Here is a 25554-nt window from a genome sequence, read left to right as displayed (position 1 = left end):
TGTTATTGTTCTCGGCGATTGAGCGGGGCGTAGGCCACCGCCTTGATTTCGATGCGCAGGTGCGGGTGTGGCAACTGATGCACGGCCACGGTGGTGCGGGTCGGCCCCTGTTCGTCGAAGTACTCGGCGTAGACCTGGTTGTAGGGGCCGAAATCGTTCATATCCACCAGGAAGGCGCTGATGTCCACCAGGTCCTGCAGCCCGGCGTTTTCGCTGGCGAGGATATCGCGGATGTTCTCGATCACCGCCCGGGTCTGGGCGCGAATGTCCAGGCAGGTGGTGCCCAGTTCGTCCACTTCGACACCGTCGAAGCTGTTGTCCGGACGCCGCGAGCTGGTGCCGGAGATGAACAGCAGGTCGCCGGCACGCTTGATATGGGGGAAGCGGCCCCGGGGCTTGGCCTTGCCCGGCACCAGGGTCGCGCGATTGACGGTCATGAGCCTTCTCCCTGTGCCTGGCTGGTGCAGGTGAAGGCGCATTCGCCGTAGCCATTGATCTCCACCGACAGCTGCGCGCCGGGTGTCAGGGCTACGGCGGCGGTGGCGGCGCCGGCCATGATCAGGCTGCCGGCGGGCAGGCTGATCTCGGCCCGGGCCAGCAGTTGCGAGGCGTGCACCAGGCTGCGCAGCGGATGGCCGAGGATCGCCGCAGTCGAACCGGCCTCCACCAGGGCACCGTCCAGGCGCATCAGCACCCCGGCGTTGGCCAGGGCGGAAAAATCCCGGGACCAGGGGCCGACCACCAGCCCGGCCGAGGAGCAGTTGTCCGCCACCACGTCTTCGAGGCTGAATTTGAACGCCTCGTAGCGCGAGTCGATGATCTCGATGGCCGGGGCCACGGCCTCCAGGTAGTCCACGGCTTCGAGCTGGGTCAGTGGCCGGTCGATGGCGCGCCGGGTGAGAAAGCACAGCTCCGGTTCGGCCCGGGGGTGGATGTAGCGATCCAGGTTCAGCAGGCCGCCGTCCTCTTCCAGCATGGCGTCGGTGAGCCAGCCCCAGATCAGGCTGTCGACGCCCATCTGCAGCATCTTGGCGCGGCTGGTGAAGCCCAGCTTGAGGCCGATCATACGTTCGCCATCGGCGTAGCGATGGGCCATGGAAGCGCGCTGGATCTGGTAGGCCTGCTCCAGGTTGAAGGGCGTGTGCCGGCTGAACTGGGGCAGGGCGCGAGCGTTGCGCGCGGCCTGATCCAGGGCGCTGGCGATGGGGGCAAGATCGAGGTTCATGGGCGGGACTCCCGGGCAGCGAGCAGGTCGAGGGCGACGTCGACGATCATGTCTTCCTGGCCACCGACCATGCGCCGGCGGCCGAGCTCGACCAGGATGTCGACGGTTTTCAGGCCGTACTTGTGAGCAGCCAGTTCGGCGTGGCGCAGGAAGCTGGAGTAGACCCCGGCGTAGCCCAGGGCCAGGGTTTCGCGGTCGACCCGCACCGGCCGGTCTTGCAGCGGGCGCACCAGATCGTCGGCGGCGTCCATCAGGCGATAGAGGTCGGTGCCGTGGTTCCAGCCCAGCTTGTCGGCGGCGGCGATGAACACTTCCAGCGGCGCATTGCCGGCCCCGGCGCCCATGCCGGCGAGGCTGGCGTCGATGCGCTGGCAGCCTTCTTCCACCGCCACCAGGGAGTTGGCCACCCCCAGGCCGAGGTTGTGGTGGGCGTGCATGCCGGTGGCGGTGTCCGGCTTGAGCACGGCCTTCAGCGCCCTGAAGCGCAGGCGGATGTCCTGCATGTTCATCGCGCCGCCGGAGTCCACCACGTAGATGCAGGTGGCGCCGTAGCTTTCCATTTTCTGCGCCTGGATGGCGAGATTTTCCGGGCTGGTCATGTGGCTCATCATCAGAAAGCCCACGGTGTCCATGCCCAGCTCCCGGGCGAATTCGATGTGCTGGCGCGAGACATCGGCCTCGGTGCAATGTGTGGCGGCCCGCACCACTCGGGCGCCGGCCCGGTAGGCGGCCTTGAGGTCATGCACGGTGCCGATGCCGGGCAGCAGCAGGGTGGCGATGCGCGCGTGTTCGAGCACATCGGCCGCGGCTTCGATCCATTCCAGATCGGTGTGGGCGCCGAAGCCGTAGTTGAAACTGGAGCCCTGCAGGCCGTCGCCGTGGGCCACTTCAATGCTGTCGACCCGGGCCGCGTCCAGGGCCCGGGCGATGGCCTGGACCTGATCCAGGCTGTACCGGTGGCGGATGGCGTGCATGCCGTCACGCAGGGTCACGTCGGAAATGTAGAGCTTGTTGCCGGGGTTGAAAGTCATGGCGAAGCTCCTTCAGCGGTTGAGCAGCGACTGGGCCATGCGCTCGGCGGTGGCCAGCGCGGCGCAGGTCATGATGTCGAGGTTGCCGGCGTAGGCGGGCAGGTAATGGGCGGCGCCTTCGACCTCCAGGAACACCGAGGTCTTGAGCCCGCAAAAACGCCCCAGGCCCGGGATCAGCAGCGGCGCCGAGGCCGGGATCGGCTCGAACTGCACCTGCTGCTTGAGCCGGTAGCCGGGTACATAGGCCTGCACTGCCGCGGCCATCTCGCCGATGGAGGCGGCGACCTCCCGCTGATCGGCGGCGGCCGACAGCATCAGCACCGTGTCGCGCATGATCAGCGGCGGTTCGGCCGGGTTCATGACGATGATCGCCTTGCCCCGGGTGGCGCCGCCGAGGGTTTCGATGGCGTGGCGTGTCGTCTCGGTGAACTCGTCGATATTGGCCCGGGTGCCGGGGCCGGCGGACTTGCTGGCAATCGAGGCGACGATCTCGGCGTAGTGCACCTGGGCCACCCGCGACACCGCGGCGACCATGGGAATGGTCGCCTGGCCGCCGCAGGTGACCATGTTCAGGTTGAGGCTGTTCAGGTGTTGCTCCAAGTTGACCACCGGAATGCAGTAGGGGCCGATGGCCGCCGGGGTCAGGTCGATCAGGCGGATGCCCGGCTTGGCCTGGCGCAGCAGCGCCTCATGGTGCCGGTGGGCGCTGGCCGAGGTGGCGTCGAAAACGATGTCGATGGCGGCGAACTCGGGCATGCGCAGCAGGCCTTCGACGCCTTCGTGGGTGGTGGCCACGCCCAGGCGCCGGGCCCGCTCCAGGCCGTCGGAGGCCGGGTCGATGCCGACCATGGCGCTGAGGCTCAGGTGCTGCCCCTGGCGGAGGATTTTCAGCATCAGGTCGGTGCCGATATTGCCCGAGCCGATGATCGCGGCCTTGAGGGTTGGGTTCATGAGTGGCTCCGGTTCATTGGGTTCTGGCGAAACTGGCGCTGACGCTGCCCAGGCCCTGGATGTGTGCGCTGAAGCGATCTCCCGGTTGCACCGCGACCATGGGCCCGAGGGCGCCGGTCAGGAGGATGTCGCCGGCCCGCAGCGGCGTGCCCAGGCGGGCCAGGGTGTCGGCCAGCCACAGGGCGGCGTTCAGCGGGTTGCCCAGGCAGGCGGCGCCGGCGCCCACCGACACCGGCTCGCCACCACGGGTCAGGCTCATGCCGCAGCGCACCAGGTCCAGCTGTTGCAATGGCACCGGCCGGCTGCCGAGCACGAACAGCCCGCTGGAGGCGTTGTCGGCGATGGTGTCGCTCAGCTGGATGTCCCACTGGGCGATGCGGCTGCCGACAATCTCGATGGCCGGCAGGGCGAAGGCCGTGGCGCGGATCAGGTCGGCCAGGGTGTGCCGCTCGTGGGGCAGGTCGCGTTCCAGCACCAGGGCGATCTCGGCCTCGACCTTGGGCTGGCAGGTGTCGCTCCAGGCGATGGGCTGGTCGTCGCCGCGGGCCATGTCGGCGAACAGCTGGCCGAAGTCCGGCTGCTCCACCCCCAACTGCCGTTGCACGGCGTGGGAGGTCAGGCCGATCTTGTGGCCCACCGGGCGGCGTCCGGCATCCATGGCCGCCAGGTTGTTGTAGCGCTGCACCTGGTAGGCCAGGTCGGCCAGTGAGCTGTGGGGTTGTGCGGCCCGGGCCTGGGCAATCAGCTCGCGCACCGGGGCGCAGGGCTGGCCGTTGAGCTGGGCCTGGCGCAGCTGGTGCGCCGCTTCAATCAGGTCTGCATGCATGTCGGGGTGCCCCTCAAGGGTTGACGCAGATGGTGGTGATCTCGGAGTAGAAATCCAGGGAATGGCGGCCGCCTTCGCGCCCCACGCCCGAAAGCCTTGTGCCGCCGAACGGCGTGCGCAGGTCGCGCAGGAACCAGGTGTTGACCCAGACCATGCCCACACGGAAGCGCCGCGACAGCTGATGGGCGCGCTTCAGATCGCGGGTCCACAGGGCCGTGGCCAGGCCATAGGCGCTGTCGTTGACCCGGCGCAGCACTTCGTCCTCTGTGTCGAACGGGGCGATGTGGCAGACCGGGCCGAACACCTCTTCGCGCAGGCAGCGGGCGTGGTCCGGCAGGTCGGTCCAGATCGTCGGCTGGACGTAGGCGCCCTGGTCCCGGGCATCGCCGAACTGCGGAATGCCGCCGCCGCTGACCAGGGTCGCGCCTTCCTCCAGGGCCAGTTGGAAGTAGCCCAGGACCTTGTCCCGGTGCTTGTGGGAAATCAGCGAGCCCATGCTCACCCCGTCTTCATCGGGGTAGCCGATCTTCAACTGTTCGGCGCCGGCCTTGAGGGCGGCGACGAAGCGCTGGTAGATCGGTCGCTCGACGTAGACCCGCTCCGAGCACAGGCACACCTGCCCGGCGTTGGTGAAGCTGGAGCGCAGCACCCCGGCCACCGCGGCGTCGAAATCGCAGTCGGCGAACACCACCGCGGCGTTCTTGCCGCCCAGCTCGAAGGACACCTCGCGTACGCCTTCGGCGGCGGCTTTCATGATGGTGGCGCCGGTACGGGACTCACCGGTGAAGGTGATGGCGTCGACCTCGCGATGGGCGGTGAGGAATTCCCCGGCCGAGTTCGGCCCGAAGCCGTGCAGCAGATTGAACACGCCGGCCGGCACCCCAGCGTCGCGCATCACTTCGGCCAGCAGGGTGGCGCTGGAGGGGGTGTCTTCGGAGGGCTTGACCACCACCGAGTTGCCGCAGGCCAGGGCCGGGGCGACTTTCCAGGTGAGCAGCAGCAATGGCAGGTTCCAGGGCGAGATGATTGCCACCACGCCGTGGGGCTTGCGCACGCTGTAGCTGAACACGTCATTGCCGTCGGCGCCGCGCATCTCGAAGATTTCGCCGCCGGACTGGCGCAGCAACTCGGCGAAGGTGCGGAAATTCTGCACCGCGCGGGCCACGTCCAGGGTCCGCGCCTGCTGCACCGGGCGCCCGGTGTCGGCGACTTCGGCGGCGACGAACGCCTCGAAACGGGCCTCGATACCTTCGGCAATCCGCAGCAGCAGGTCGGCGCGCTGGCTGGCACTGTAATCGGCCCAGGGGCCGGACTGCGCCGCCTTGGCCGCCGCCACGGCGCGGTCCACCAGGGGCCGGTCGGCCTCGCAGACCTGGCTCAGCACACGGCCGTCGACCGGGGAGACATTGGCAAAGGTCGCGGGGCTGGCGACGAACTCGCCGTCGATGAAATGACGCAGCAGGACTGTGGACACTTGAACCTCCGAAACATGGGTTTCGGGGCGAGTGTAGGAAGGCCTGGTATTAGTGAATAATCAAAGATCGGCCGCTAACTATTAACAATTGGAATATCAGGACACAGCCTGGATCGGCGCTTGCCCGTTGGCGGTCTCTGCCCGGGCCAGGTCCAGGCATTCGCGAAACAGCCGGGCCGCCGGACCCAGATGGCGCTGGGCGGCGTAGAAGCAACCGATGTCGCCGAACTGCAGCGGCGTCCCCAGATCGAACGCCTGGAGCATGCCGGCCTGGATGAACTGCAACGAGGCCTCGTAGGGCATCAGGGCCACGGTGCGCTGATCCTGCATCAGGGTGATGTTGGTGAGGATCGACAGCGACTCGGCAACATTGTCCGGCGTCGATAGACCGTTGTCGGCGAACAGCCGGTCGGCGGTGCGCCGCAGCAGCGAGTCGCGGGTCGGCAGCACCCAGGGGTAGGCGTGCAGATGTGCCAGGCTGACCGGCGTCTGCTGGTGCAGCGGGTGATGGACGCCGGCGACGATGCTCAGGTCCTCGCGATACAGCACGTCGACTTCCAGCGACTCGCTGCGCCGGTGCCAGTCGTCCGGCACCCGGCCCACCACCAGATCTACATCGCCCACCGCCAGCGCCGGAAACAGCTGGTCCATCTGCCCGACCCGCAATGACACCAGCACCCCCGGCGCGCGCTGCTTGAGCAACTGGATGGCCCGGGGCAGCAGCGAGGTCGAGGCCGAGATCAGGGTGCCGACCATCACCTGCCCCGAGGTGCCTTCCTGGAAGGCGTTGACCTCATCGGTCAGGGCGCGCAGTTCCGCCAGCAGCGACTTGGCCCGTTGCACCACCACCTGGCCCAGCTCGGTGGCGGTCACCCCGCGGTTGCTGCGCACCAGCAACGGCGCCTCGAAGTAGGACTCCAGCTCGTGAATGATCTTGGTCACCGCCGGCTGAGTCAGGTTCAGCGCCTGGGAGGCGCGCACCAGCGAGCCGCTTTGCAGCACCTGCTCGAACACCACCAACTGGTGGAACTTGAGCTTGCGGGCGATGGACTGGGTGGTGAATTTCATGGCGGACTCCTTCAGCGTCTTGCCCGGGCCTCGGCTGAGGGGCGGGGTGGCGCTTTTGTTGGGGTGAGGACAAGCGTGCCCCGGGCAGGGCGCTGCAAGCCTAACCAAAGCCCGGCCCATTTGCTTGGTTCATGCGCTACCGCAGGTGTCCGGTCTTGAGAGGCTGGGCGCGGATGCTAGAGTGCGCCACTGATCCGCCGCCTCGGGAGTGACCATGGAATTGTCCGACCACCTGCTGATGCTCGAACGCCAGTTGCAACAAGCCGAAGTGCGCGCCGATCGCCAGGCGCTGGAGGCCTTGCTGGCCGACGACTTTCTCGAGTTCGGCGCCAGCGGCGGACGCTGGAACAAGGCCCAGGTGCTGCAAAGCCTGCCCCAGCAGGACTTCATCGAGCGCAGCATCAGCGAGTTCTCGTTGCAGCTTCTCGCGGCCGACCTGGCCCAGGTCACTTACCTGTGCCATAACGCCGCAGCCGGCGGGCGCGCGGCCGGCAGCGCCTGGCGCAGTTCGCTGTGGCGCTGCCGCGAAGGGCGCTGGCAGATGCTGTTCCACCAGGGCACGCCCCGGCCCGGGGCCTGACCCCCTCTGCTAGAATCCTGCGTCCCGAACTTGACGAGGTGCCCCATGAGCGAGCCGATTCGCCTGACCCAGTACAGCCACGGAGCCGGCTGCGGCTGCAAGATTTCCCCCCAGGTACTGGAGGTGATCCTGGCCGGCAGCGGGGCGCAGAACCTCGACCCCAAGCTGTGGGTCGGCAACGCTTCGCGCGATGACGCGGCGGTCTACGCCATCGATGAAGAGCGCGGCGTGGTCTCCACCACCGACTTTTTCATGCCCATCGTTGACGACCCCTTCGACTTCGGCCGCATCGCCGCCACCAACGCCATCAGCGACATCTACGCCATGGGCGGCGACCCGCTGATGGCCATCGCCATTCTTGGCTGGCCGGTGAACGTGCTGGCCCCGGAAATCGCCCGGGAAGTGATCCGCGGCGGCCGCGCCGTGTGCGACGCGGCGGGCATTCCCCTGGCGGGCGGCCATTCCATCGACGCACCGGAGCCGATCTTCGGCCTGGCGGTGACCGGGCTGGTGGAAAAACGCTTCATGAAACGCAACGACACCGCCACCGCCGGTTGCCTGCTGTACCTGACCAAGCCCCTGGGGATCGGCGTGCTCACCACCGCCGAGAAAAAGGGCAAGCTGCGCAGCGAGGACATCGGCCTGGCCCGCGACTGGATGTGCACCCTGAACAAGCCCGGCAGCCGTTTCGGCAAGCTCGAAGGGGTGACCGCGATGACCGACGTCACCGGTTTCGGCCTGCTCGGGCACCTGGTGGAAATGGCCGATGGCAGCGGCCTCACCGCACAGATCCATTACGACCGCGTGCCACGCCTGCCAGGGGTTGAGTACTACCTGGATCAGGGCTGCGTGCCCGGCGGCACCTTGCGCAACTACAGCAGCTACGCCGAGAAGATTGGCCGGGTCCAGGAGCTGCACAAGCGCGTGCTCTGCGACCCGCAGACCAGCGGCGGCCTGCTGGTGGCGGTGACGCCTGAAGGCAATGCCGAGTTCCTCGCCCTGGCGGCGGAGCTGGGCCTGGAACTGGCGCCCATCGGTGAACTGGTGGAGCGACAGAGCCACGCGGTCGAGGTGTTCTGATGCCTCTGGACTGCACCGACTACCGCGAGATCTTCCTCAACGACCGGCCGATGATGGACACCCGGGCGCCGATCGAATTCACCAAGGGCGCCTTTCCCGGGGTGCTCAACCTGCCGCTGATGACCGACCAGGAACGCCAGCGGGTCGGCACCTGCTACAAGCAGCAGGGCCAGCAGGCGGCGATTGTCCTGGGTCATCAGCTGGTGTCCGGCGATATCAAGCAACAGCGCGTCCAGGCCTGGGCCGATTTCGCCCGGGCTCACCCCAACGGCCTGCTGTACTGCTTCCGTGGCGGCCTGCGCTCGCAGATCGTCCAGCAGTGGCTCAGGGAAGCGGGCATCGACTACCCGCGGGTCGGCGGCGGCTACAAGGCCATGCGGACCTTCCTTTTGGACACTACCGAGCAGGCGTTGCAGCAGTGTGATTTCGTCCTGTTGGGGGGCATGACCGGCACCGGCAAGACCGAAGTGCTGGGCCAGCTGGACAACGCCCTGGACCTGGAAGGCCACGCCAACCACCGCGGCTCCAGCTTCGGCCGCCGCGCCACCGGGCAGCCGAGCAACATCGACTTCGAAAACCGCCTGGCGGTGGACCTGCTGAAAAAGCGTGAGCGCGGCGTGCAGAGCTTTGTCCTGGAAGACGAAAACCGCATGATCGGCAGCTGCGCCTTGCCGCTGCCGCTGTACCAGAGCATGCAGGGCCTGCCCATGGTCTGGCTGGAAGACCGCCTCGACAGCCGGGTACAGCGCATCCTTGACGATTACGTGGTCAACCTCAGCGCCGAGTTCGTGGCCGTGCATGGCGAGGAAGGGTTTGCCCTGTTTGCCGAACGCCTGCTGGAGAGCCTGAACAAGATCCACAAGCGCCTGGGGGGCGAGCGTCACCAGCGCCTGTTCCTGCTGATGGAAGCGGCGCTGGCGGAACAGGCCCGCAGCGGCGATGTGGAACGGCACCGGGCCTGGATCGAAGGCTTGCTCGGCGAGTACTACGATCCGATGTACGCCTACCAACGCGAGAGCAAGGGCGCGCGGATCGAGTTCAGCGGCGAGCACGGCGCGGTGCTCGATTACCTGCGCCAGCGCCAGTCGCCCTCGCGCTAGCGCTCAATGATCCGCGCGCTCACAGCACCTGAGCGCGCGGTGTGCGCGGGCCTCAGCCGGCAGGGCGTGGACGGTCGAGCAAGGCCTCGACCACGGCCCGGGCCATTTCCACGGAATGCACCATGGACCAGATCAGGCCACGCTCGATGCCGCTGGCGCGCTCGGTGATTTCATCGGACACCTCCTCGGCGCACTTGAGCAGCAGGGCGACGTGCCTCAAGGCCTGTTCGGCGTTGACCCCGGCTTGCACGCTGAACAGGGCATTGCCCTGGGCATCGCGCAGGCCGAACGGGCGTGCCTGGGTAGGTTTCAGCGCGGCGAGCAGGTTGGCGTTGGCGCGATCCAGCTCGGGATCGCGCAGGGGGCGGGGTGGATCGGGGACGAGCTTTTTCATGAGTTGGGTCCTCCAGTCGTTCAAGAACTGCCGGAACTCACTTCCACATGAGAGGGTGGCAGCTGTACGCAGGTGTGGAAGACCGGGACTGAAGGATCCGGCGCACCCGAGAGTGCCCCACGTACAGCCGCCATAGAGCGAGGTCACCCATATTGAAAAATACAGGTGTTCCCATTGAGGCAAGTTGCACGTTCTTCATGTCCGGACTTCCACATCCGAGTCGCTGATGGTGCAGCGACCGGGGGAGACTGCCTGACGAACACCCAGGGCACAAGCCGCTCAAAGGCGTTGGCGATTCTCTCGGACAAGCCTTACAAAACAAAGCGAAAACTCTGGTTTCGGGAGCGGCATTCCCTGATCAATGTGTTTCAAGACGATGCTGTGGCGGAGGGGTGGTGCTTCGATTGGAAACCTGTGCTCAACGGAGTTGAGCGGGGACAGCCGAGTGTTTGCAGGTGCTCAAATAGTCATCGACCGCCTCTTTGAACGCGACCTCCAGCTCAGCCAGGGTTTGCCCTTCATAGCTCACCAGGGCTTTGATGAACTGGAGCCTGCCAAAGAGGCAGTGATCCTCGGGGCTGACTTCGATAGAGCTCTAGACGCCCTTGTGTTGCAGCAAGTTGTTCACGGTAGCAAGGCCTCCGAGTCTGCGTTGTTCGATGACGTGGCGACGTATCGCGGTCTTTAGCTCAGGACCGGGGTGCGCTTTGTGCAGGTTGCACATTGCGCCGAGATCCAGTCGATGCCAATGCCAGGAGTCGATGTGTCGCTGCCTATCCGGGGCGGGCCCGAAACGGAGGCAGCGACCACCAGGGTTCTACAACAACACCGCACCAATCAATCCGCAGACAATCCCCACCAGCATGGTCAGCACGGCCACGGTCACCAGCACCCGGGCATCGAAATCCTTACGCAACATCAGCAGCGAAGGCAGGCTGATGCTCGGCAGAGTCATTAACAGCGCCACCGCCGGACCGGTGCCCAAACCCAGGGTCATCATGGTCTGGACGATGGGAATCTCTGCCGCCGTAGGGATCACGAACAGGGTCCCGGCAATCGCCAGGGGCACCAGCCACCACAGGCTGTCGCTCATGGCACCGTCAATGTGCGGGAACAGCCAGACCCGCGCCGCGCCCAACACCAGTACTGCCAGCACATAGATCGGAATGGTGCTCCAGAACAGTTGCCACAGGGTCTTGCCCCAGCGGCTGAGGAACGACTGCTCGTTCACCGTGCTGGCTTCCACCACCGCATCCACCGCGGCTTCCGGCAGTTGCTCGGGGCCGGCGACCCGCTGCGCCACCAGCGACACGCCCAGCACCAGGACGATGCCCGCCACCAGGCGCAGGGCGGAAAACCCCCAGCCCAAAACAAAGCCCATGAACACCAGGGTCGCCGGGTTGAGCACCGGGTTGGCGATCCAGAACGCCAGGGCCGCGCCCACCGAAACCTTCTGCCGCCGCAGGCCAGCGGCCACCGGTGCGGCGCAGCAGGAACACATCATGCCCGGCAGGGCGAACAGCCCGCCGCGCAGGGTCGAGCCGAAACCGGCGCGGCCGAACAGGCGCAGCAGCCAGTCCCTTGGAATCAGCACCTGCAACAGCGAGCCCAAGATCACCGCCAGCACCGCGGCTTTCCAGATGGCCAGGAAGTACACCTGGGAATAGGCCAGGGCGGCGCTCCAGGGCGAGCTTTGCTGATCGTTGAGGATCGACGCGCCGATGCTGTGGCTGTCGGCGGCGACAAAGGCCTTGAGGTAGTAGGGCGACCACTTCACGTAATACAGGCCAATGGCGGCCACCAGCAGGAACAGCAGGGGTTTGCACCAGAACGCCCAGCCGCGGGTGGGCTGGGTGGAGGCGAGGTTGGACATGAAGGGAATTCCGCACAAGACAATAAGCGCGAATTGTAGCCGCTGGCGCCGGTGCGCCGCGAACCGATCTCGCCCGGCATTGGACTGTAGCCGCTGCCGAGCGTCAGCGAGGCTGCGCGAAGGCCCGCAGGGCCTTGCTTGGCGATCTCGTGTCGGAGCTCTGTCGGTCTTGAGAGCGCCGCGTCCCTGCGGGCCGTTCGCAGCCTGCGGCAGCGGCTACACCCATCTCGGATCGGCATTGGACTGTAGCCGCTGCCGAGCGTCAGCGAGGCTGCGCGAAGGCCCGCAGGGCCTTGCTTGGCGATCCCCCGTCGGAGTTCATCGGTTTTGAGAAGGCCGCGTCCCTGCGGGCCGTTCGCAGCCTGTGGCAGCGGCCACAGGGGAGCGATTTTCAGAGGGTGCGAATCGAGGTGCGGATGGCCCGGGCGCATTCGATCACTGAAGGCGCGAGCTTGCGTTCGGCTTCCTCCAGGGTCCAGCGGCTGCTGGGCACCACCACGTGCACGGCGGCCACCGGCAGGCCCTGGCTGCCGAGGATCGGTGCGGCAATGCTCATGTCACCCAGGAACAGTTCCTCCGGGTTCAGGGCGTAGCCGCGGCGCTGGGTGAGCTCGATCTCGCGCTGGATATCCGCAAGCTCGGTCAGGGTGTGCCGGGTATGAGCCTTGCGCTCGCTGGCTTCGAGGATCTGTGTGGCCTCGGCGGCGGGCAGGGCGCTGAGGTAGGCGCGCCCGGAGCCGGTGCAGTACATGGGGATGCGGCTGCCGATGGGCATGTGGATGGGGATGAACTTGGGCGCCACGAAGCGCGCCACATAGACCATGTCCAGGCCATCGGGCTCGGTGAGGTTGGTGGTTTCTCCGGTGATCTGCGCCAGTTCGGCGAGGAACGGGTTGGCCACGTCCACCAGGGTGTCGGCAGCCAGGTAGTTGTAGCCGATCTCCATCACCCGCGGAGTCAGCTGGAAGCGTTTGGTCTGCGGGTGCTTACGCACGTAGCCCAGCTGTTCCAGGGTGTGAATCATGCGCTGCGCCGAGCTCTTGTTGATGTCGGCGGCCGCGGCGATTTCCGCCAGGTTCATGGTTCGTTGCGCGGCGTTGAAGGCCCGCAGCACTGCCAGGCCTTTCTCCAGCGACTGGTTGAATAGGGAATTGTTGTTATCGCTCATGACAGTCCTGTCTGGCTATTTCATGTTTTGAATATCGATATTCGATATTTATAAATCTCTTTACGATTTTTGTAAATTGTTTATAGTCGGGTCCATGCCTCCTGCCTTCCACACCAGAGGCTATCCATCACGGACTTCAAACAATAAAACCGTCCAATGGGAGATTCGCCATGCATACCCGCACTCGTGTCCTTGCGCCCGCTGTATTCGCACTCTGTTGTGCCCTGGGCCTCTCGCTGTCGGCCCAGGCCGAGCCGCTGTACAAGGTCGGGGCCACCGCCACCGGCATTCCCTTCACCTTTCTTGACGTCAAGAGCCAGAGCATCGAGGGCATGATGATCGATGCCGCCCGGGCCGTGGGCAAGGCTGGCGGTTTCGCCGTGGACATCCAGCAGACCACCTTCGCCGCGCTGATCCCGTCCCTGACCTCGAACAAGATCGACATCATCTCCGCCGCCATGCTGCGCACCCCGGTGCGCGAGAAAGTGGTGCAGTACTCCGACCCGGTGTTCAGCTACGGCGAGGGCCTGATCGTCAAGGCCGACGACACCGGCGACTACCGCCGCATGGAGGACCTGGCCGGGGAAACCGTCGGCGCCCAGGTCGGAACGGTGTTTATCGACGAGCTGAACAAGCGCGGGATCTTCAAGGAAGTACGCGGCTACGACTCGATTCCCGACCTGATGCGCGACCTGGCCCTGGGGCGGATCAAGGCCGGTTTCGCCGACCGGCCGATCCTCGCCTACCAACTGGCCCAGGGCACCCAGAACAAGGTGCGGCTGGTCAAGGGCTACCAGCCGGTGGTCATGGGCGATGTGTGCCTGATCGTGCGCAAGGGCGATGCCCAGACCCTGGCCGAGGTCAATCGCGGGATCGCCGCGATCAAGGCCGACGGCACCCTGGAGCGCATCATCGAGCGCTGGAAGCTCAACTGATCCAGTCGCGGCCCGGCACCTGGCCCGGGTCCCTTTCTTGCTGATTAAACGGGTCTCTCCATGTTTCTCCAGAACGCTCTGGACTTCCTGCCCATTCTATTGAAAGGCGCAGTGGTCACCCTGCAGGTCACTGTTGGCTCATTCGTGCTCAGTTCGCTGATCGGCCTGGTCTTCGCCTTGATGATGGTGTCCAAGGTGCGCTCGGTGGCGTTGTTCGCCATCGGCGTGGTCAACGTCATTCGCGGACTGCCGATCATCGTCCAGCTGTTTTACATCTACTTCGTGCTGCCGGATTTCGGCATCCAGCTCACCGCCATGCAGGCCGGGGTGATCGGCCTGGGCATCGCCTACTCGGCGTACCAGGCGGAAAACTTCCGCGCCGGCATCCAGGCCATTCACCAGGGGCAGATCGAGGCCGCCGAATCCATCGGCATGCGCGGGCCGATGATCATGCGTCGGGTGGTGCTGCCTCAGGCCCTGCGCATCGCCTTGCCGCCCTACGGCAACACCCTGGTGATGATGCTCAAGGACTCGTCCCTGGTGTCCACCATCACCGTGGCCGAGATGACCCGGGCCGGGCAGCTGATTGCGTCCTCGACCTTCGAGAACATGACCGTCTACACCCTGGTGGCCTTGCTCTACCTGGCCCTGAGCCTGCCGCTGTCCTTTGCCCTGCGCCGCCTGGAAGCGCGCATCAGCACCCGGAGAAAGCCATGATCCAGATCAAGGGCGTACACAAGAGCTTTGGCAACGTGGCGGTGCTCGAAGGCATCGACCTTGAGGTGCGCAGCGGCGAGGTGGTGTGCCTGATCGGCCCCTCGGGGTCCGGCAAGTCGACCCTGCTGCGCTGTATCAACGGCCTGGAAAGCTACGAGCAGGGCGACATCTTGGTGAGCGGGGCGCGGGTCGAGCGGCAGGCCAAGAGCATCCACGAGCTGCGTACCCGGGTGGCCATGGTGTTCCAGCGCTTCAACCTGTTCCCCCATCGCACGGCGTTGCAGAACGTCACCGAGGGGCCGATCTACGTCAAGAAGCAGGACCCCCGGCAAGCACGCCTGCGGGCCGAGGCCCTGCTGGAAAAGGTCGGCCTGGCCCATCGCATGCACGCCTACCCGGACGAGCTCTCTGGCGGACAGCAGCAACGGGTGGCGATTGCCCGGGCACTGGCCATGGACCCGGAGGCGATTCTCTTCGACGAGCCCACTTCAGCGCTGGACCCGGAGCTGGTGGGCGAGGTGCTGGCGGTGATGCGCAAGCTGGCCGACGAGGGCATGACCATGATCGTGGTCACCCATGAAATGGGTTTTGCCCAGGACGTGGCGGACCAGGTGTGCTTCCTTCACAGCGGGCGCATCGTCGAGGCCGGGCCGGCGCGCACCGTGCTCAGCACCCCGAGCCACCCGCGCACCCAGGACTTCCTGCGGCGTCTGCTCAACCAGGGCGCGGAGGTGCAGGCATGAGTGCGTCCCAGCCTCTGCGCATGCCGCCCTCGCTGTGGGCGGCCACGGCCATGCCGGCCGAGCACACCCCGGCGCTGACCGAGGACCGGGAGGTCGATGTGGCGATTGTCGGTGCCGGCTACACCGGGCTGGTGAGTGCCCTGCGCCTGGCCCAGAGCGGTGCTCGTGTGTGTGTGCTGGATGCCGGCGAACCCGGCTGGGGCGCCTCCGGGCGCAATGGCGGGCAGGTGATCCCCGGGCTCAAGTTCGACCCCGAGCAACTGCTGGCCAAATTCGGCCAGGTGCGGGGAGAGGCACTGATCGAAGCCGTGGGCTCGGCGGCCGATGAAGTGTTCGAGCTGATCAAGGAACACCGCATCCGCTGCGACGCCACGCGCAAGGGCTGGATCCAGCCGGCGTTTTCCGGCGCGGCGATGCGCACCCTGGAGCAGCGCGCCGAGCAGTGGCGCCAGCGCGGCGTGGCCGTGGAGTTGCTGGACAAGGCGGCGGTAAGCCAGCGCATCGGCAGCCCGCAGTACCTGGGCGGCTGGGTCGACCCACGGGCCGGCAGCCTGCACCCGCTGAACTACGCCCGGGGCCTGGCCCGGGTGGCGATGGGGCTGGGGGTGAGCATTCACGGCCAGAGCCGGGTCCGGCAACTGCAGCGCGACGGCGGGCGCTGGACCCTGGAAACCGACTGTGGCGCGCGGGTGCGCGCCCCGAAGGTGCTGCTGGCCACCAATGGCTACACCGACGGCTTGTGGCCGGGGCTGCGCCAGACGGTGATCGCCGCCAACAGTTTCATCATCGCCACCCGGCCACTGCCCGCCGAGCTGCGCCAGAGCATCCTGCCGGGCGGCGAGGTGTGTTCCGATGCCCGGCGCCTGCTGCTGTATTTCAAGCAGGACGCCCAGGGACGCCTGCTGCTGGGCGGGCGCGGACCGTTTTCCGAGCCGCGTCGGGATGCCGATTGGAACCATCTGGAGCGCTCGTTGCTGAACCTGTTTCCCCAGTTGGCGGGCACCCCCATCGAGTACCGCTGGAGCGGGCGCGTGGCCCTGACCCCGAGCTTTCTGCCGCAGTTGCACGAACCGGCGCCGGGGCTGTCGATCCTGCTGGGCTACAACGGGCGCGGCATTGCCTTGTCGACCCTGCTGGGCAAGCACCTGGCGGCGCGGCTGACGGGAGCGGGGCAGGCCTTTCCGTTTCCGCTCACGCCCGTGCGGCCGATTCCGCTGCATGGCCTGCAACGCCTCTACCTGGGGGCGGGGATTGCCTGGTACCGGTTGCTCGACGCCCTGGGCTGATCAGCTCGGGCAATCCTGCTCGCCGCCGTCCAGGCCCTGCTTGTAGCTCTGGCTGTGCAGGCTGGCCTTGCCGTTGCGCCAGGTCAGGGTCAGCACGTACAGCGAGTCGAAGTCGCTGGAGGCCCAGTCCTCAGTGATCGGGCGCTTCTGGCCCACGGCCTCTTCGGCGACCTTGTTGATCAGCTCCGGCAGGTAACCGTGGGACCAGGCGGTGTAGATGATCGAGTTGTGGTAGCGGTCGTGCAGCAGCTCGTCCGCCAGGTCGCTGGTGTCGTTGGCGGCAAAATCGATGTTCACCGGCAGGCCGAGCTTGATGGCGCTGGGGCTGATGGTCATCAGGGGGCGGATGTAGCTGTAGGAGTTGTCCAGCTCGCCTTCCTCGACATTGCGCGTCGGGTCGGCGGCGAACACGTACTGCGCCTTGCCGAATTTTTCCGGCAGCAACGTGGCGAGGTCCAGGGCCCGGTTCAGGCCCTGGCAGTTGAGCTGGCCGAGGCCGCCGGCGGGCTTTTCCGCATGGCGCAGGAACACCAGGGTCTGGGTGCCGTCCACCGGTTGCGCGCGGCTGACGCTGGACTCCAGCGACAGGCACAGGGCGCTGCCCAGCAACAGGGCGGGCAGCGGCAGGTAGCGGCGGTGCTTGAAGGAGCGGGCAAGGCGGCGGAGCAGTTTCATGGCGTGGCGATTCTTCGGGGCAATGGGGCGCGGCTGACAAACCGGTGTTCCCTGTCATCGAACGTGGCCTGTCGCGGCCGTGGTTTCTGAGTCCCTGAACGGCATTTGGTTCGATTGCCCGCAGCTTAAGCGCCGCATGTTGCCGATTTAAGAAAGCCCGGCGGATAATCTCCCGCCGTTGCCCCTCTGTGGCGTCGCCCCCTTTGATTGAGACTGGAAGCCTGTCATGAGCGATCTTTCCGCCTTTGCCGTTACCCAGAAATGGCCTGCGCAATTCCCCGAGTGGATTCAGCTGTACTCGTTGCCGACCCCCAACGGGGTCAAGGTCTCGATCATGCTCGAAGAGATCGGCCTGCCGTACGAAGCGCATCGGGTCAGCTTCGAGACCCAGGACCAGATGACCCCTGAGTTCCTCAGCGTCAGCCCGAACAACAAGATCCCGGCGATTCTCGACCCCCACGGCCCGGGCGACCGGCCCCTGGCGCTGTTCGAGTCGGGGGCGATCCTGATCTACCTGGCTGACAAGAGCGGGCAACTGCTGGCCCAGGAATCGGCGGCGCGTTATGAAACCATCCAGTGGCTGATGTTCCAGATGGGCGGCATCGGGCCGATGTTCGGGCAGGTGGGGTTCTTCCACAAATTCGCCGGCAAGGACTACGAGGACAAGCGGCCGCTGGAGCGTTACGTGAATGAGGCCAAGCGTTTGCTGGGGGTGCTGGACAAGCACCTGAAAGGGCGCGAGTGGATCATGGGCGAGCGCTACACCATTGCCGATATTGCGACCTTTCCGTGGATTCGCAATTTGATCGGGTTTTATGAGGCGGGTGGGTTGGTGGGGATCGACAGTTTCCCCGATGTGCAGCGGGTGCTGGCCAAGTTTGTGGCGCGGCCGGCGGTGATTCGTGGGTTGGAGATTCCCAAGGTGGTTTGAGGTGTTTTTCTAGGGGGGGGCGAAGGGGGGCATCTTCGGTGTTGCGGGTGTGGCTACTTAGGGGTTTGCTCTTGTAGCGAGTGGGACGGGGTACATATCCGGTGCTGCGGTCACGGCCACTTAGGGTTTCGCCCTTACGGCGACTCACTTTTGTCAAACGACACAAAAGTAAGCAAAAAGTCTTGCCCCTCCATACGGCCCCTCGCTGAGGCTCGGGGTGCCCGAGCTCCGGCATTGCTCCGGGGGCCCGCCGCCAACCGGCCATCCATGGCCGGGCGGCGGCTAGCTCGGCATCCATGCCGAGCTGCCCCCTACGCAACGCCTACGCTCGGCCTGCTGGGAAGGGGCCGGAAGATCAAGATCAAAAGCCAAAACCAAGGTGCGCAGGCTGGTTCCCTGTAGCCGCTGCCGCAGGCTGCGAACGAGCGCTCGCGCTCGCAAAACCAGGCGGCGCGATAGGTCAGGAATATCGGGGAGGCAGGTTTAGCGTCTCCTGCGGAGCCGGTCGCAGCCTTCGGCAGCGGCTACATTAACGCGAACGGCAATGAAACAGGCCGCCGTCAGATTCTGCTTTTGATCTTGCTTTTGATCTTCCTGCCCCCTTAGACACGATGGCCGAACGCAGGCATTGAGCCGTGGGTAACCCGGCAGGGATGCCGGGTTAGCCGCACTGGGCCATGGATGGCCCATTGCGGCGGCCCACGGATCAATGCCGGAGTTCGGGCATGCCGAGCCCCAGCGAGGCACCGAGTGGAGGGGCAGGAGCCTTTGGTTACTTTGGGCTTTTCAAAGTGACTCGCTGTAAGAGCGAAACCGCCAGCGGCCGCACCCGCAGGAATGGATATGTACCCCCTCCCACTCGCTGTAAGAGCGGAACCCCAAGTAGCCCTGACCGCAGCACCGGAGATGTACCCAACCCACCGCTGTAAGAGCGAAACCACCAACCGCCACACCCGCAGCAACGAATATGTACACTTCACCCCCAGCCCCCCACCGACCCCAGGCTCCCTCTAAATGCCCGCCCTGAACTTCAAACAAATCGACGTCTTCAGCGCCACCCCCCTCAAGGGCAACCCCCTGGCCGTGGTGTTCGACGCCGACAATCTCAGCGACGAACGCATGGCCGCGTTCGCCACCTGGACCAACCTCAGCGAAACCACCTTCCTGCTCAAGCCCCGCGACCCCCGCGCCGACTACCGTCTGCGGATCTTCACCACCCTCCAGGAGCTGCCGTTTGCCGGTCACCCGACCCTGGGCAGTTGCCACGCCTGGCTTGAAGCCGGTGGGGTGCCCCGGGGCGAGGAGATCATTCAGGAGTGTGAAGTCGGTCTGGTGCGCATTCGTCGTCAGGGCGAAAAGTTGGCCTTTCTCGCGCCGCCGTTGCTCAAGTCCGGCCCGGTGGAGCCCGAGGTGCTGGAGCAGGTACGCCGTGGCCTGGGCCTGAAAGCCGGGGATATCGTCCAGGCGCAGTGGGTCGACAACGGCGCCGGCTGGCTGGCGGTGATGCTCGCCGAGCGCCAGCAGGTGCTGGATCTGCAACCGGACTACCCGGCACTGATCGGTCTGGCCGTAGGGGTGATCGCGCCCTGTGACCCCGAGCGCGATGACACCGATGCGCAGTTCGAGGTGCGGGCCTTTATCGCCGGTGATGGCATGCCCGAAGACCCGGCCACCGGCAGCCTCAATGCCGGGATCGCCCAGTGGCTGCTGGGGGCCGGGCAGGCGCCGTCGCGCTATCGGGTCAGCCAGGGCCTGAGCATGGGCCGCGCTGGGTCCATCGATGTGGAGCAGGTGGGCGATGAGGTGTGGATCGGCGGCTCTGCCGTCACCTGTATTGAAGGCAAGTTTCTCGCGGGGTAAAGCCGCGGCAAGTTTCCAGCTCCAAGCCCAGCCCGGCGCTGTTGCCGCTTGCCGCTTGCCACTCGAAGCTTGCCGCTTGCCGCTTGCCGCTTGCCGCTCGAAGCTTGTTGCTTGTTGCTTGTTGCTTGTTGCTTGTTGCTGCTCCTCTGTCTTGCGTCAGATGGTCGCAGGCCGGCCTGCGCGGGCCCTCGCCAAGCCCATGAATAGCGGGCCTGGCGCTGATTGTTAGCAGATTCGCAAGACTCTCTTGAGCCGTGCGGGTTTGTACCACGGCGGCTCTGGGCATAAGCTTTCAGCCTTTTTTCGCCATCGCTCGTGTTGTCCCGCGCTCAGCCTTAGGAAAAATCATGTCCAGCCAGTTCCCAGAAGCCCGTCCCCGTCGCCTGCGTCGCTCCGAACAACTGCGCAGTCTGTTCCAGGAAACCGAATTCACCCTCAATGACCTGGTGCTGCCGATTTTCGTCGAGGAGGAAATCGACGACTTCGTGCCGATCAAGAGCATGCCCGGGGTGATGCGCATTCCCGAATCCAAGCTGGCCGGCGAGATCGAGCGTTACGCCCGCGCCGGGATCAAGTCGGTGATGACTTTCGGTGTGTCGCACCACCTGGACTGCGACGGCAGCGATACCTGGAAGGAAAACGGCCTGGTGTCGCGCATGTCGCGCATCGCCAAGGACGCGGTGCCGGAGATGATCGTGATGTCCGACACCTGCTTCTGCGAATACACCGAGCACGGCCACTGTGGCGTGATGCACGGCCATGAAGTGGACAACGACCAGACCCTGATCAACCTCGGCAAGCAGGCAGTGGCTGCGGCCCGTGCCGGCGCCGACGTGATCGCGCCGTCGGCGGCCATGGACGGTCAGGTCCAGGCCATCCGCCGCGCCCTGGACGCCGCCGGTTTCACCCAGACGCCGATCATGGCCTATTCCACCAAGTTCGCTTCGGCGCTCTACGGCCCGTTCCGCGAAGCGGGCGGCAGTGCGCTCAAGGGCGACCGCAAGAGCTACCAGATGAACCCGATGAACCGCCGCGAAGCGGTGCGCGAATCCCTGCTGGACGAGCAGGAAGGCGCCGACTCGCTGATGGTCAAGCCCGCCGGGGCCTACCTGGACATCATCCGCGACATCCGCGAGGCCTCGCGCCTGCCGGTGGCGGCGTACCAGGTCAGCGGTGAGTACGCGATGATCAAGTTCGGCGCCCAGGCCGGGGCCATCGACGAGCAGCGGGTGGTGCGTGAAAGCCTGGGTTCGATCAAGCGCGCCGGCGCCGACCTGATCTTCACCTACTTCGCCATGGACCTGGCCCTGGCCGGGATCTGATCCCGCACCGGGCCAAACCGTCCCTCCACGAACGCCGCCCGGCGTTCGTGGCTATTGCCAAGACTTCCGCCTCTACATGACAATGCGATTCATTATCAAATATGAATCCCTACTGTCATGCCCGCCGACGACTTATCCCTGCGCTGCGCCGTCACCGATCTCTACACCCATCACCATGGCTGGTTGCAGGGCTGGTTGCGCCAGCGCCTGGGCAATGGCTTCGATGCCGCCGACCTGGCCCAGGACACCTTCGTGCGGGTGCTCAAGGCCCGCAACGCACAGGACATCCGTGAGCCGCGGCCCTACCTGTCGCGCATTGCCCGGGGCCTGCTGATCGATCTGTTTCGCCGCCGCTCCCTGGAGCAGGCCTACCTCGAAGCCCTGGCCCGGGTGCCCGAGGGCGAGCACCCGTCGCCGGAGGAGCAGAGCGTATTGTTCCAGGCGCTGATGGAAATCGACCGTCTGCTGGATGGCCTGGGGCCCAAGGTCAAGCAGGCCTTCCTGCTGTCCCAGTGCGACGGCTTGACCTACGAGCAGATCGCCGAGCGCCTGCAGATTTCCGTGCGCAGTGTGAGCAACTACATGGCCAAGGCCATGGAGCACTGCTGCCTGATGCAGATGCGGATGCAGCTGTCATGAGCTTTGCCGGCCTGCAACTGAGCGTCGCCGAGCGTCAGGCCATCAGCGGCGCGGCGCGCTGGTACGCGCAATTGCGTTCCGGCAGCGCCTCCGAGCAGGAGCAGGCGGCCTGGCGCGAGTGGCTGGCCGCCGACCCCTTGCACCGCCAGGCCTGGGAGCGCATGCAGCAGTTGGGCGAGCAGATCTCGGCGCTGCCCGGCGGCCTGGCCGGTTCGACCTTGCGCGGGGCCGGGCGCTCGCGTCGCGAGCTGATGCGCAATCTGGTGGTGCTGGCCTCGGCCGGTTCCCTGGGCTGGCTGGGCTGGCGCAGCGACAGCGCCCAGCAGTTGCTGGCGGACTACCGGACGCAGATCGGCGAGCGCCGACAAGTGCGCCTGGCGGATGGCAGTTCGCTGCTGCTCAATACCAACACCTCGATCAACGTGCAGTTCGACGGCCAGCAGCGCAAGGTCCAGCTGCTGTGGGGCGAGATGCTGGTGAGCACCGGTGCCGACCCGCTGCAGCGGCCGTTCCGGGTGCGGACCCGACACGCCGAGGTGCTGGCCCTGGGGACGCGCTTCGTGCTGCGCAGCGACGAGCGCGAGGAGCAGGTGGCGGTGCTGGAGCACGCGGTGCAGGTCAGCCTGGGCGATGGCAGCGCGCCGCGTCGGGTCGAGGCCGGCCAGCAACTGGCGTTCAGCGGCCGGGGCTTTGCCGCGCTGCGGCCCAACGATGCTTCGGTGGGCGCCTGGCGCCAGGGCAGCATCATCGCCATCGACCGGCCCCTGGGGGACTTGCTGGCCGACCTGTCGCGCTACCGGCGCGGGGTGCTGCAGTGCGATCCGCAGATCGCCGGGCTGAAGATCTCCGGGGCCTTCCCCATCGACGACACCGACCGTGCCCTGGCGGCGTTGGAAAGCGGTTTCTCGCTGCAGATCAAGCGCTATACCCGTTACTGGGTGCGAGTCTCCGACAGCCACCTGGGCTGAAGCGTCGGAAAAAAATTTCGTGATCCTTGCAGGTTGGCCAGCCCTGGTCCGGCTTATCCCCCAGTGGATTCATTTTCGTTAGCGGGGAAGGCAAAGCATGTCTGATGTTCACAAGTCGACGTTGGCCCGGGCAATCAAGCTCGGGCTCTGGGGTGCACTGGCGGTTTACGGGGCGACGCTGTTGCCGTTGACCGCGCTGGCGGCCAGCGAGCAGAGCGCCGTGCGCCGCTTCGACATTGCCCCAGGGAATCTGACCGAGGTGCTGAGCCGTTACGCCAGCGCTGCTGGGGCGGCGATTTCCTTCGACGCGCGACAGACCGCCGGCCAGCGTTCGGCGGGGCTCCAGGGGGATTACGGGGTGCAGGAAGGCTTTGCGCGGATTCTCGCCGGCAGTGGCTGGCAGGCCGAACCGCAGAGTAACGGCAGCTATGTGCTGCGCCCCGTGCCCAAGGGCAATGGCACCCTGGAGCTGGGCACCACCCAGGTGCAAGGCCAGGAGCTGGGGGCTACCACCGAGTACTCCGGTTCCTACACCACCGGCGCGGTGACCATCGGCAAGGGCCAGCACTCGCTGAAGGACACCCCGCAGTCGGTGACCGTGATCACTCGCAAGATGCTCGATGACCAGAACCTCAACACCATCGACCAGGTGATGGAGAAGACCCCGGGCATCACCCTCTACGACTCGCCCATGGGCGGCAAGTATTTCTATTCCCGGGGCTTTCGCATGACCGGCCAGTACCAGTACGACGGCGTGCCCCTGGACATGGGCAGCAGCTACGTGCAGGCCGACAGCTTCAGCAGCGACATGGCCTTCTATGACCGGGTGGAGATCCTGCGCGGCGCCGCCGGCATGCTCAAGGGTGCGGGCGGCACCGCCGGCTCGGTGAACTTCGTGCGCAAGCGCGGCCAGGCCACGCCCCACACCGAGCTGACGATGTCCGCTGGCAGTTGGGACAACTACCGGGCCCAGGTGGACACTGGCGGGCCGTTGAACGATGCCGGCACCGTCCGTGGCCGGGCGGTGGTCACCCAGCAGACCCGGCAGTATTTCTACGACCTGGGCGAGCGCAAGGATCAGGTCTACTACGGCGCCCTGGACTTCGACCTCAGCGACGCCACCACCCTGGGCCTGGGCATGGCCTATGAAGACGTCGACTCGCGCCCGTGCTGGGGCGGCCTGCCGCGCTACAGCGACGGCAGCGACCTCAAGCTCGGCCGTTCCACCTGCCTGAACACCGCCTGGAACAACTCGCGCAGCAAGCGCGCGACCTATTTCGCCGACCTCAAGCAACAGCTCAACGACGACTGGGCGCTGAAGGTGGCCGGGGTCTACAGCCGCAACACCCAGGACATCGAGTACGCCTTCCCCAGCGGTTCGGTGCCGGTGGGGGCCAACCGTTCCAGCACCCTGATGCTGGGCAGCACCTATGACTACGATCAGGTGGACTACGGCTTTGACGCCTATGTCGACGGCCGCTTCCAGGCCTTTGGCCGGGAGCACGAACTGGTCGTCGGTGCCAACGCCAGCCGCTCGATCAAGGACGACTTCTACGCCGTGGCCGGCTTGCCGCAGCGGCAGAACGTGCTGGACCCCGATCACCACCTGCCCAAGCCCGATGCCAGCTACTACGAAAGCAATTCCACCCGGGGCGGCCCCTCTGATCTGCGGATCCAGCAGCAGGGGCTGTATTCCACCCTGCGCCTGAAACTGGCCGACCCGCTGACCCTGGTCATGGGCAGCCGGGTCAGTTGGTACAAGTCGCAGAACGATGCCGTGGCCTACTGGCGCGACACCCGCACCCCCAGCAGCGCCCGTTCCAAGGAAACCGGCGAGGTCACGCCGTTCGCCGGGGTGCTGTACGACCTCAACGACAACCTCACGGCCTACGCCAGCTACTCCAGCATCTTCACCCCCCAGGGCAGCTATCGGACCCTGGACGGTGCGTCTCTCAAGCCGCTGGTGGGCAAGAGCTACGAAGCGGGGATCAAGGGCGAGTGGTTTGACGGTCGCCTGAACAGCGCCTTCAGCCTGTTCCGCACGATTCAGGAGGATGCGCAGCAGGACGATCCGGCCTGCCCGGACAGCACCTGCTCGCTGAATTCGGGCAAGGTCCGCGCCCAGGGCTTTGAGGCCGAAGTCAGCGGTGAGGTGATCGAACGCCTGCAACTGCTGGCCGGCTACACCTACACCCAGACCAAGACCCTGGAGGATGCCGACAGCAGCAAGAACGGCCAGTCGTTCAACTCCTACGTGCCGCGGCACCTGCTACGGGTCTGGGGCGATTACCAACTGGGCGGTGCCCTGGAGCGCTTCAATGTGGGGGCTGGGGTCAACGCGCAAAGCGACAACTACCGGGTCTCGCCCACCAGCGGCAAGCACATCAGCCAGGCCGGCTATGCGATCTGGAACGGGCGCATCGGCTATCGCATCGACGACACCTGGTCCCTGGCGCTCAACGGCAACAACCTGCTGGACAAGCGCTACTACACCACCATCGGCACCGAAGGCTTCGGCAACTTCTACGGCGACCCGCGCAACTTCACCCTGTCGGTCAAGGCCGATTTCTAAGGGCCCTGGCGCTCGGGCAGGCTTTCTGCGCGCTCGCTTCAGGCCTTGGGCGGTGCGGCGTCGAGCGGAGCCATGACGCGTCGTAACCGCGGCTAGGGGGGAGGGCGGCGCCCATGCATGTGCAACCCGATGCCCG

The 25554-nt window shown here is 66.0% G+C and carries 24 protein-coding genes and 1 pseudogene; 13 read left to right on the top strand and 12 right to left on the bottom strand.

What is annotated here, in order from left to right; genetic code table 11:
- Positions 1-2: 2 nt before the first annotated feature.
- The 7 genes from L1O02_RS19565 to L1O02_RS19535 all read right to left on the bottom strand — a co-directional run bounded on the left by L1O02_RS19565 (position 3) and on the right by L1O02_RS19535 (position 6575).
- Positions 3-437, bottom strand: coding sequence for a RidA family protein (locus L1O02_RS19565; protein ID WP_060838599.1), 435 nt, complete (start codon positions 435-437; stop codon positions 3-5).
- The gene (locus L1O02_RS19560) at positions 434-1225 is read right to left on the bottom strand and encodes a fumarylacetoacetate hydrolase family protein (RefSeq protein ID WP_102864145.1); all 792 of its coding nucleotides are present in this window, start codon (positions 1223-1225) and stop codon (positions 434-436) included. Before L1O02_RS19560 ends, L1O02_RS19565 begins: the two co-directional genes overlap by 4 nt.
- Positions 1222-2256 (bottom strand): 4-hydroxy-2-oxovalerate aldolase, encoded by a 1035-nt coding sequence (dmpG, locus tag L1O02_RS19555; RefSeq protein WP_235758542.1) that lies wholly within the window; start codon positions 2254-2256, stop codon positions 1222-1224. The genes L1O02_RS19560 and dmpG overlap by 4 nt, the downstream gene beginning before the upstream one ends.
- 12 nt (positions 2257-2268) lie before the next feature.
- Positions 2269-3207, bottom strand: coding sequence for an acetaldehyde dehydrogenase (acetylating) (locus tag L1O02_RS19550; RefSeq protein WP_060843137.1), 939 nt, complete (start codon positions 3205-3207; stop codon positions 2269-2271).
- A 13-nt stretch (positions 3208-3220) separates the two neighbouring features.
- Positions 3221-4033, bottom strand: a complete 813-nt coding sequence (locus L1O02_RS19545) for a fumarylacetoacetate hydrolase family protein (RefSeq protein WP_060838603.1) — start codon at positions 4031-4033, stop codon at positions 3221-3223.
- Positions 4034-4046: 13 nt separating this feature from the next.
- On the bottom strand, positions 4047-5507 hold the full coding sequence (locus L1O02_RS19540; RefSeq protein WP_235758541.1) for a 2-hydroxymuconic semialdehyde dehydrogenase: 1461 nt from the start codon (positions 5505-5507) through the stop codon (positions 4047-4049).
- A 96-nt stretch (positions 5508-5603) separates the two neighbouring features.
- The gene (locus tag L1O02_RS19535; protein ID WP_102864150.1) at positions 5604-6575 is read right to left on the bottom strand and encodes a LysR substrate-binding domain-containing protein; all 972 of its coding nucleotides are present in this window, start codon (positions 6573-6575) and stop codon (positions 5604-5606) included.
- A 214-nt stretch (positions 6576-6789) separates the two neighbouring features.
- Here L1O02_RS19535 and L1O02_RS19530 point away from each other — a divergent pair, with 214 nt between their 5' ends.
- Genes L1O02_RS19530 through mnmH form a run of 3 tightly spaced genes read left to right on the top strand, consistent with a single transcriptional unit; the run spans position 6790 to position 9335 of the window.
- The gene (locus L1O02_RS19530) at positions 6790-7155 is read left to right on the top strand and encodes a nuclear transport factor 2 family protein (protein ID WP_108542798.1); all 366 of its coding nucleotides are present in this window, start codon (positions 6790-6792) and stop codon (positions 7153-7155) included.
- A gap of 45 nt (positions 7156-7200) precedes the next feature.
- Positions 7201-8235, top strand: a complete 1035-nt coding sequence (gene selD, locus L1O02_RS19525; RefSeq protein WP_108542800.1) for a selenide, water dikinase SelD — start codon at positions 7201-7203, stop codon at positions 8233-8235.
- Entirely contained in the window at positions 8235-9335 is a 1101-nt protein-coding gene (gene mnmH / locus L1O02_RS19520) for a tRNA 2-selenouridine(34) synthase MnmH (protein ID WP_060838608.1), read from the top strand. The genes selD and mnmH overlap by 1 nt, the downstream gene beginning before the upstream one ends.
- Before the next feature lie 52 nt (positions 9336-9387).
- Here the strand turns inward: mnmH and L1O02_RS19515 are convergent, their stop codons facing one another.
- From L1O02_RS19515 to L1O02_RS19505, 4 genes and pseudogenes are all read right to left on the bottom strand, one after another.
- A complete protein-coding gene (locus L1O02_RS19515) occupies positions 9388-9729 on the bottom strand; it encodes a DUF3077 domain-containing protein (protein WP_060838609.1) in 342 nt (113 codons plus the stop codon).
- 440 nt (positions 9730-10169) lie between these two features.
- Positions 10170-10318, bottom strand: a pseudogene (locus tag L1O02_RS31175) (type II toxin-antitoxin system HicB family antitoxin); the annotation flags it as partial.
- 228 nt (positions 10319-10546) lie between these two features.
- Positions 10547-11602 (bottom strand): permease, encoded by a 1056-nt coding sequence (locus L1O02_RS19510; protein WP_235758540.1) that lies wholly within the window; start codon positions 11600-11602, stop codon positions 10547-10549.
- Positions 11603-11993: 391 nt separating this feature from the next.
- On the bottom strand, positions 11994-12770 hold the full coding sequence (locus L1O02_RS19505; RefSeq protein WP_060838611.1) for an IclR family transcriptional regulator: 777 nt from the start codon (positions 12768-12770) through the stop codon (positions 11994-11996).
- A 170-nt stretch (positions 12771-12940) separates the two neighbouring features.
- Here L1O02_RS19505 and L1O02_RS19500 point away from each other — a divergent pair, with 170 nt between their 5' ends.
- The 4 genes from L1O02_RS19500 to L1O02_RS19485 are packed head-to-tail and all read left to right on the top strand — an operon-like array spanning position 12941 to position 16451.
- Positions 12941-13705, top strand: a complete 765-nt coding sequence (locus tag L1O02_RS19500) for an ABC transporter substrate-binding protein (RefSeq protein ID WP_060843143.1) — start codon at positions 12941-12943, stop codon at positions 13703-13705.
- Between the two features lie 60 nt (positions 13706-13765).
- Complete coding sequence (locus L1O02_RS19495) at positions 13766-14422, top strand: amino acid ABC transporter permease (protein ID WP_011060581.1); 657 nt, start codon at positions 13766-13768, stop codon at positions 14420-14422.
- Complete coding sequence (locus L1O02_RS19490; protein WP_060838613.1) at positions 14419-15165, top strand: amino acid ABC transporter ATP-binding protein; 747 nt, start codon at positions 14419-14421, stop codon at positions 15163-15165. Before L1O02_RS19495 ends, L1O02_RS19490 begins: the two co-directional genes overlap by 4 nt.
- Positions 15162-16451, top strand: a complete 1290-nt coding sequence (locus tag L1O02_RS19485) for an FAD-binding oxidoreductase (protein ID WP_060843144.1) — start codon at positions 15162-15164, stop codon at positions 16449-16451. The genes L1O02_RS19490 and L1O02_RS19485 overlap by 4 nt, the downstream gene beginning before the upstream one ends.
- Here L1O02_RS19485 and L1O02_RS19480 read toward each other — a convergent pair whose 3' ends face one another.
- Entirely contained in the window at positions 16452-17126 is a 675-nt protein-coding gene (locus tag L1O02_RS19480; protein WP_060843145.1) for a hypothetical protein, read from the bottom strand. It abuts the gene before it with no gap.
- A 226-nt stretch (positions 17127-17352) separates the two neighbouring features.
- Here L1O02_RS19480 and L1O02_RS19475 point away from each other — a divergent pair, with 226 nt between their 5' ends.
- From L1O02_RS19475 to L1O02_RS19450, 6 genes are all read left to right on the top strand, one after another.
- Positions 17353-18057 (top strand): glutathione binding-like protein, encoded by a 705-nt coding sequence (locus L1O02_RS19475; RefSeq protein WP_060843146.1) that lies wholly within the window; start codon positions 17353-17355, stop codon positions 18055-18057.
- Positions 18058-19071: 1014 nt separating this feature from the next.
- Entirely contained in the window at positions 19072-19917 is an 846-nt protein-coding gene (locus tag L1O02_RS19470; protein WP_235758539.1) for a PhzF family phenazine biosynthesis protein, read from the top strand.
- A gap of 347 nt (positions 19918-20264) precedes the next feature.
- Positions 20265-21239, top strand: a complete 975-nt coding sequence (hemB, locus tag L1O02_RS19465; protein ID WP_016962997.1) for a porphobilinogen synthase — start codon at positions 20265-20267, stop codon at positions 21237-21239.
- A 117-nt stretch (positions 21240-21356) separates the two neighbouring features.
- Entirely contained in the window at positions 21357-21878 is a 522-nt protein-coding gene (locus tag L1O02_RS19460; RefSeq protein ID WP_060838618.1) for a sigma-70 family RNA polymerase sigma factor, read from the top strand.
- The gene (locus tag L1O02_RS19455) at positions 21875-22846 is read left to right on the top strand and encodes a FecR family protein (protein WP_235758538.1); all 972 of its coding nucleotides are present in this window, start codon (positions 21875-21877) and stop codon (positions 22844-22846) included. The genes L1O02_RS19460 and L1O02_RS19455 overlap by 4 nt, the downstream gene beginning before the upstream one ends.
- Before the next feature lie 97 nt (positions 22847-22943).
- Positions 22944-25418, top strand: coding sequence for a TonB-dependent receptor (locus L1O02_RS19450; protein ID WP_235758537.1), 2475 nt, complete (start codon positions 22944-22946; stop codon positions 25416-25418).
- Positions 25419-25554 lie beyond the last annotated feature (136 nt).

The organism is Pseudomonas sp. BC42 (genome assembly GCF_021560055.1).
Taxonomy (GTDB): Bacteria; Pseudomonadota; Gammaproteobacteria; order Pseudomonadales; family Pseudomonadaceae; genus Aquipseudomonas.
Note: the sequence above shows the minus strand (reverse complement) of the source record. Positions and strands in the feature narration are given on the sequence as shown.

Coding starts and splice junctions, on each gene's coding strand:
- L1O02_RS19550 (WP_060843137.1), bottom strand. CDS start 3,207: ATGAACCCAACCCTCAAGGCCGCGATCATCGGCTCGGGCAATATCGGC.
- L1O02_RS19515 (WP_060838609.1), bottom strand. CDS start 9,729: ATGAAAAAGCTCGTCCCCGATCCACCCCGCCCCCTGCGCGATCCCGAG.
- L1O02_RS19535 (WP_102864150.1), bottom strand. CDS start 6,575: ATGAAATTCACCACCCAGTCCATCGCCCGCAAGCTCAAGTTCCACCAG.
- L1O02_RS19510 (WP_235758540.1), bottom strand. CDS start 11,602: ATGTCCAACCTCGCCTCCACCCAGCCCACCCGCGGCTGGGCGTTCTGG.
- L1O02_RS19485 (WP_060843144.1), top strand. CDS start 15,162: ATGAGTGCGTCCCAGCCTCTGCGCATGCCGCCCTCGCTGTGGGCGGCC.
- L1O02_RS19470 (WP_235758539.1), top strand. CDS start 19,072: ATGCCCGCCCTGAACTTCAAACAAATCGACGTCTTCAGCGCCACCCCC.
- dmpG (WP_235758542.1), bottom strand. CDS start 2,256: ATGACTTTCAACCCCGGCAACAAGCTCTACATTTCCGACGTGACCCTG.
- L1O02_RS19560 (WP_102864145.1), bottom strand. CDS start 1,225: ATGAACCTCGATCTTGCCCCCATCGCCAGCGCCCTGGATCAGGCCGCG.
- L1O02_RS19490 (WP_060838613.1), top strand. CDS start 14,419: ATGATCCAGATCAAGGGCGTACACAAGAGCTTTGGCAACGTGGCGGTG.
- L1O02_RS19455 (WP_235758538.1), top strand. CDS start 21,875: ATGAGCTTTGCCGGCCTGCAACTGAGCGTCGCCGAGCGTCAGGCCATC.
- L1O02_RS19475 (WP_060843146.1), top strand. CDS start 17,353: ATGAGCGATCTTTCCGCCTTTGCCGTTACCCAGAAATGGCCTGCGCAA.
- L1O02_RS19450 (WP_235758537.1), top strand. CDS start 22,944: ATGTCTGATGTTCACAAGTCGACGTTGGCCCGGGCAATCAAGCTCGGG.
- L1O02_RS19505 (WP_060838611.1), bottom strand. CDS start 12,770: ATGAGCGATAACAACAATTCCCTATTCAACCAGTCGCTGGAGAAAGGC.
- L1O02_RS19530 (WP_108542798.1), top strand. CDS start 6,790: ATGGAATTGTCCGACCACCTGCTGATGCTCGAACGCCAGTTGCAACAA.
- hemB (WP_016962997.1), top strand. CDS start 20,265: ATGTCCAGCCAGTTCCCAGAAGCCCGTCCCCGTCGCCTGCGTCGCTCC.
- L1O02_RS19495 (WP_011060581.1), top strand. CDS start 13,766: ATGTTTCTCCAGAACGCTCTGGACTTCCTGCCCATTCTATTGAAAGGC.
- selD (WP_108542800.1), top strand. CDS start 7,201: ATGAGCGAGCCGATTCGCCTGACCCAGTACAGCCACGGAGCCGGCTGC.
- L1O02_RS19460 (WP_060838618.1), top strand. CDS start 21,357: ATGCCCGCCGACGACTTATCCCTGCGCTGCGCCGTCACCGATCTCTAC.
- L1O02_RS19480 (WP_060843145.1), bottom strand. CDS start 17,126: ATGAAACTGCTCCGCCGCCTTGCCCGCTCCTTCAAGCACCGCCGCTAC.
- mnmH (WP_060838608.1), top strand. CDS start 8,235: ATGCCTCTGGACTGCACCGACTACCGCGAGATCTTCCTCAACGACCGG.
- L1O02_RS19565 (WP_060838599.1), bottom strand. CDS start 437: ATGACCGTCAATCGCGCGACCCTGGTGCCGGGCAAGGCCAAGCCCCGG.
- L1O02_RS19545 (WP_060838603.1), bottom strand. CDS start 4,033: ATGCATGCAGACCTGATTGAAGCGGCGCACCAGCTGCGCCAGGCCCAG.
- L1O02_RS19500 (WP_060843143.1), top strand. CDS start 12,941: ATGCATACCCGCACTCGTGTCCTTGCGCCCGCTGTATTCGCACTCTGT.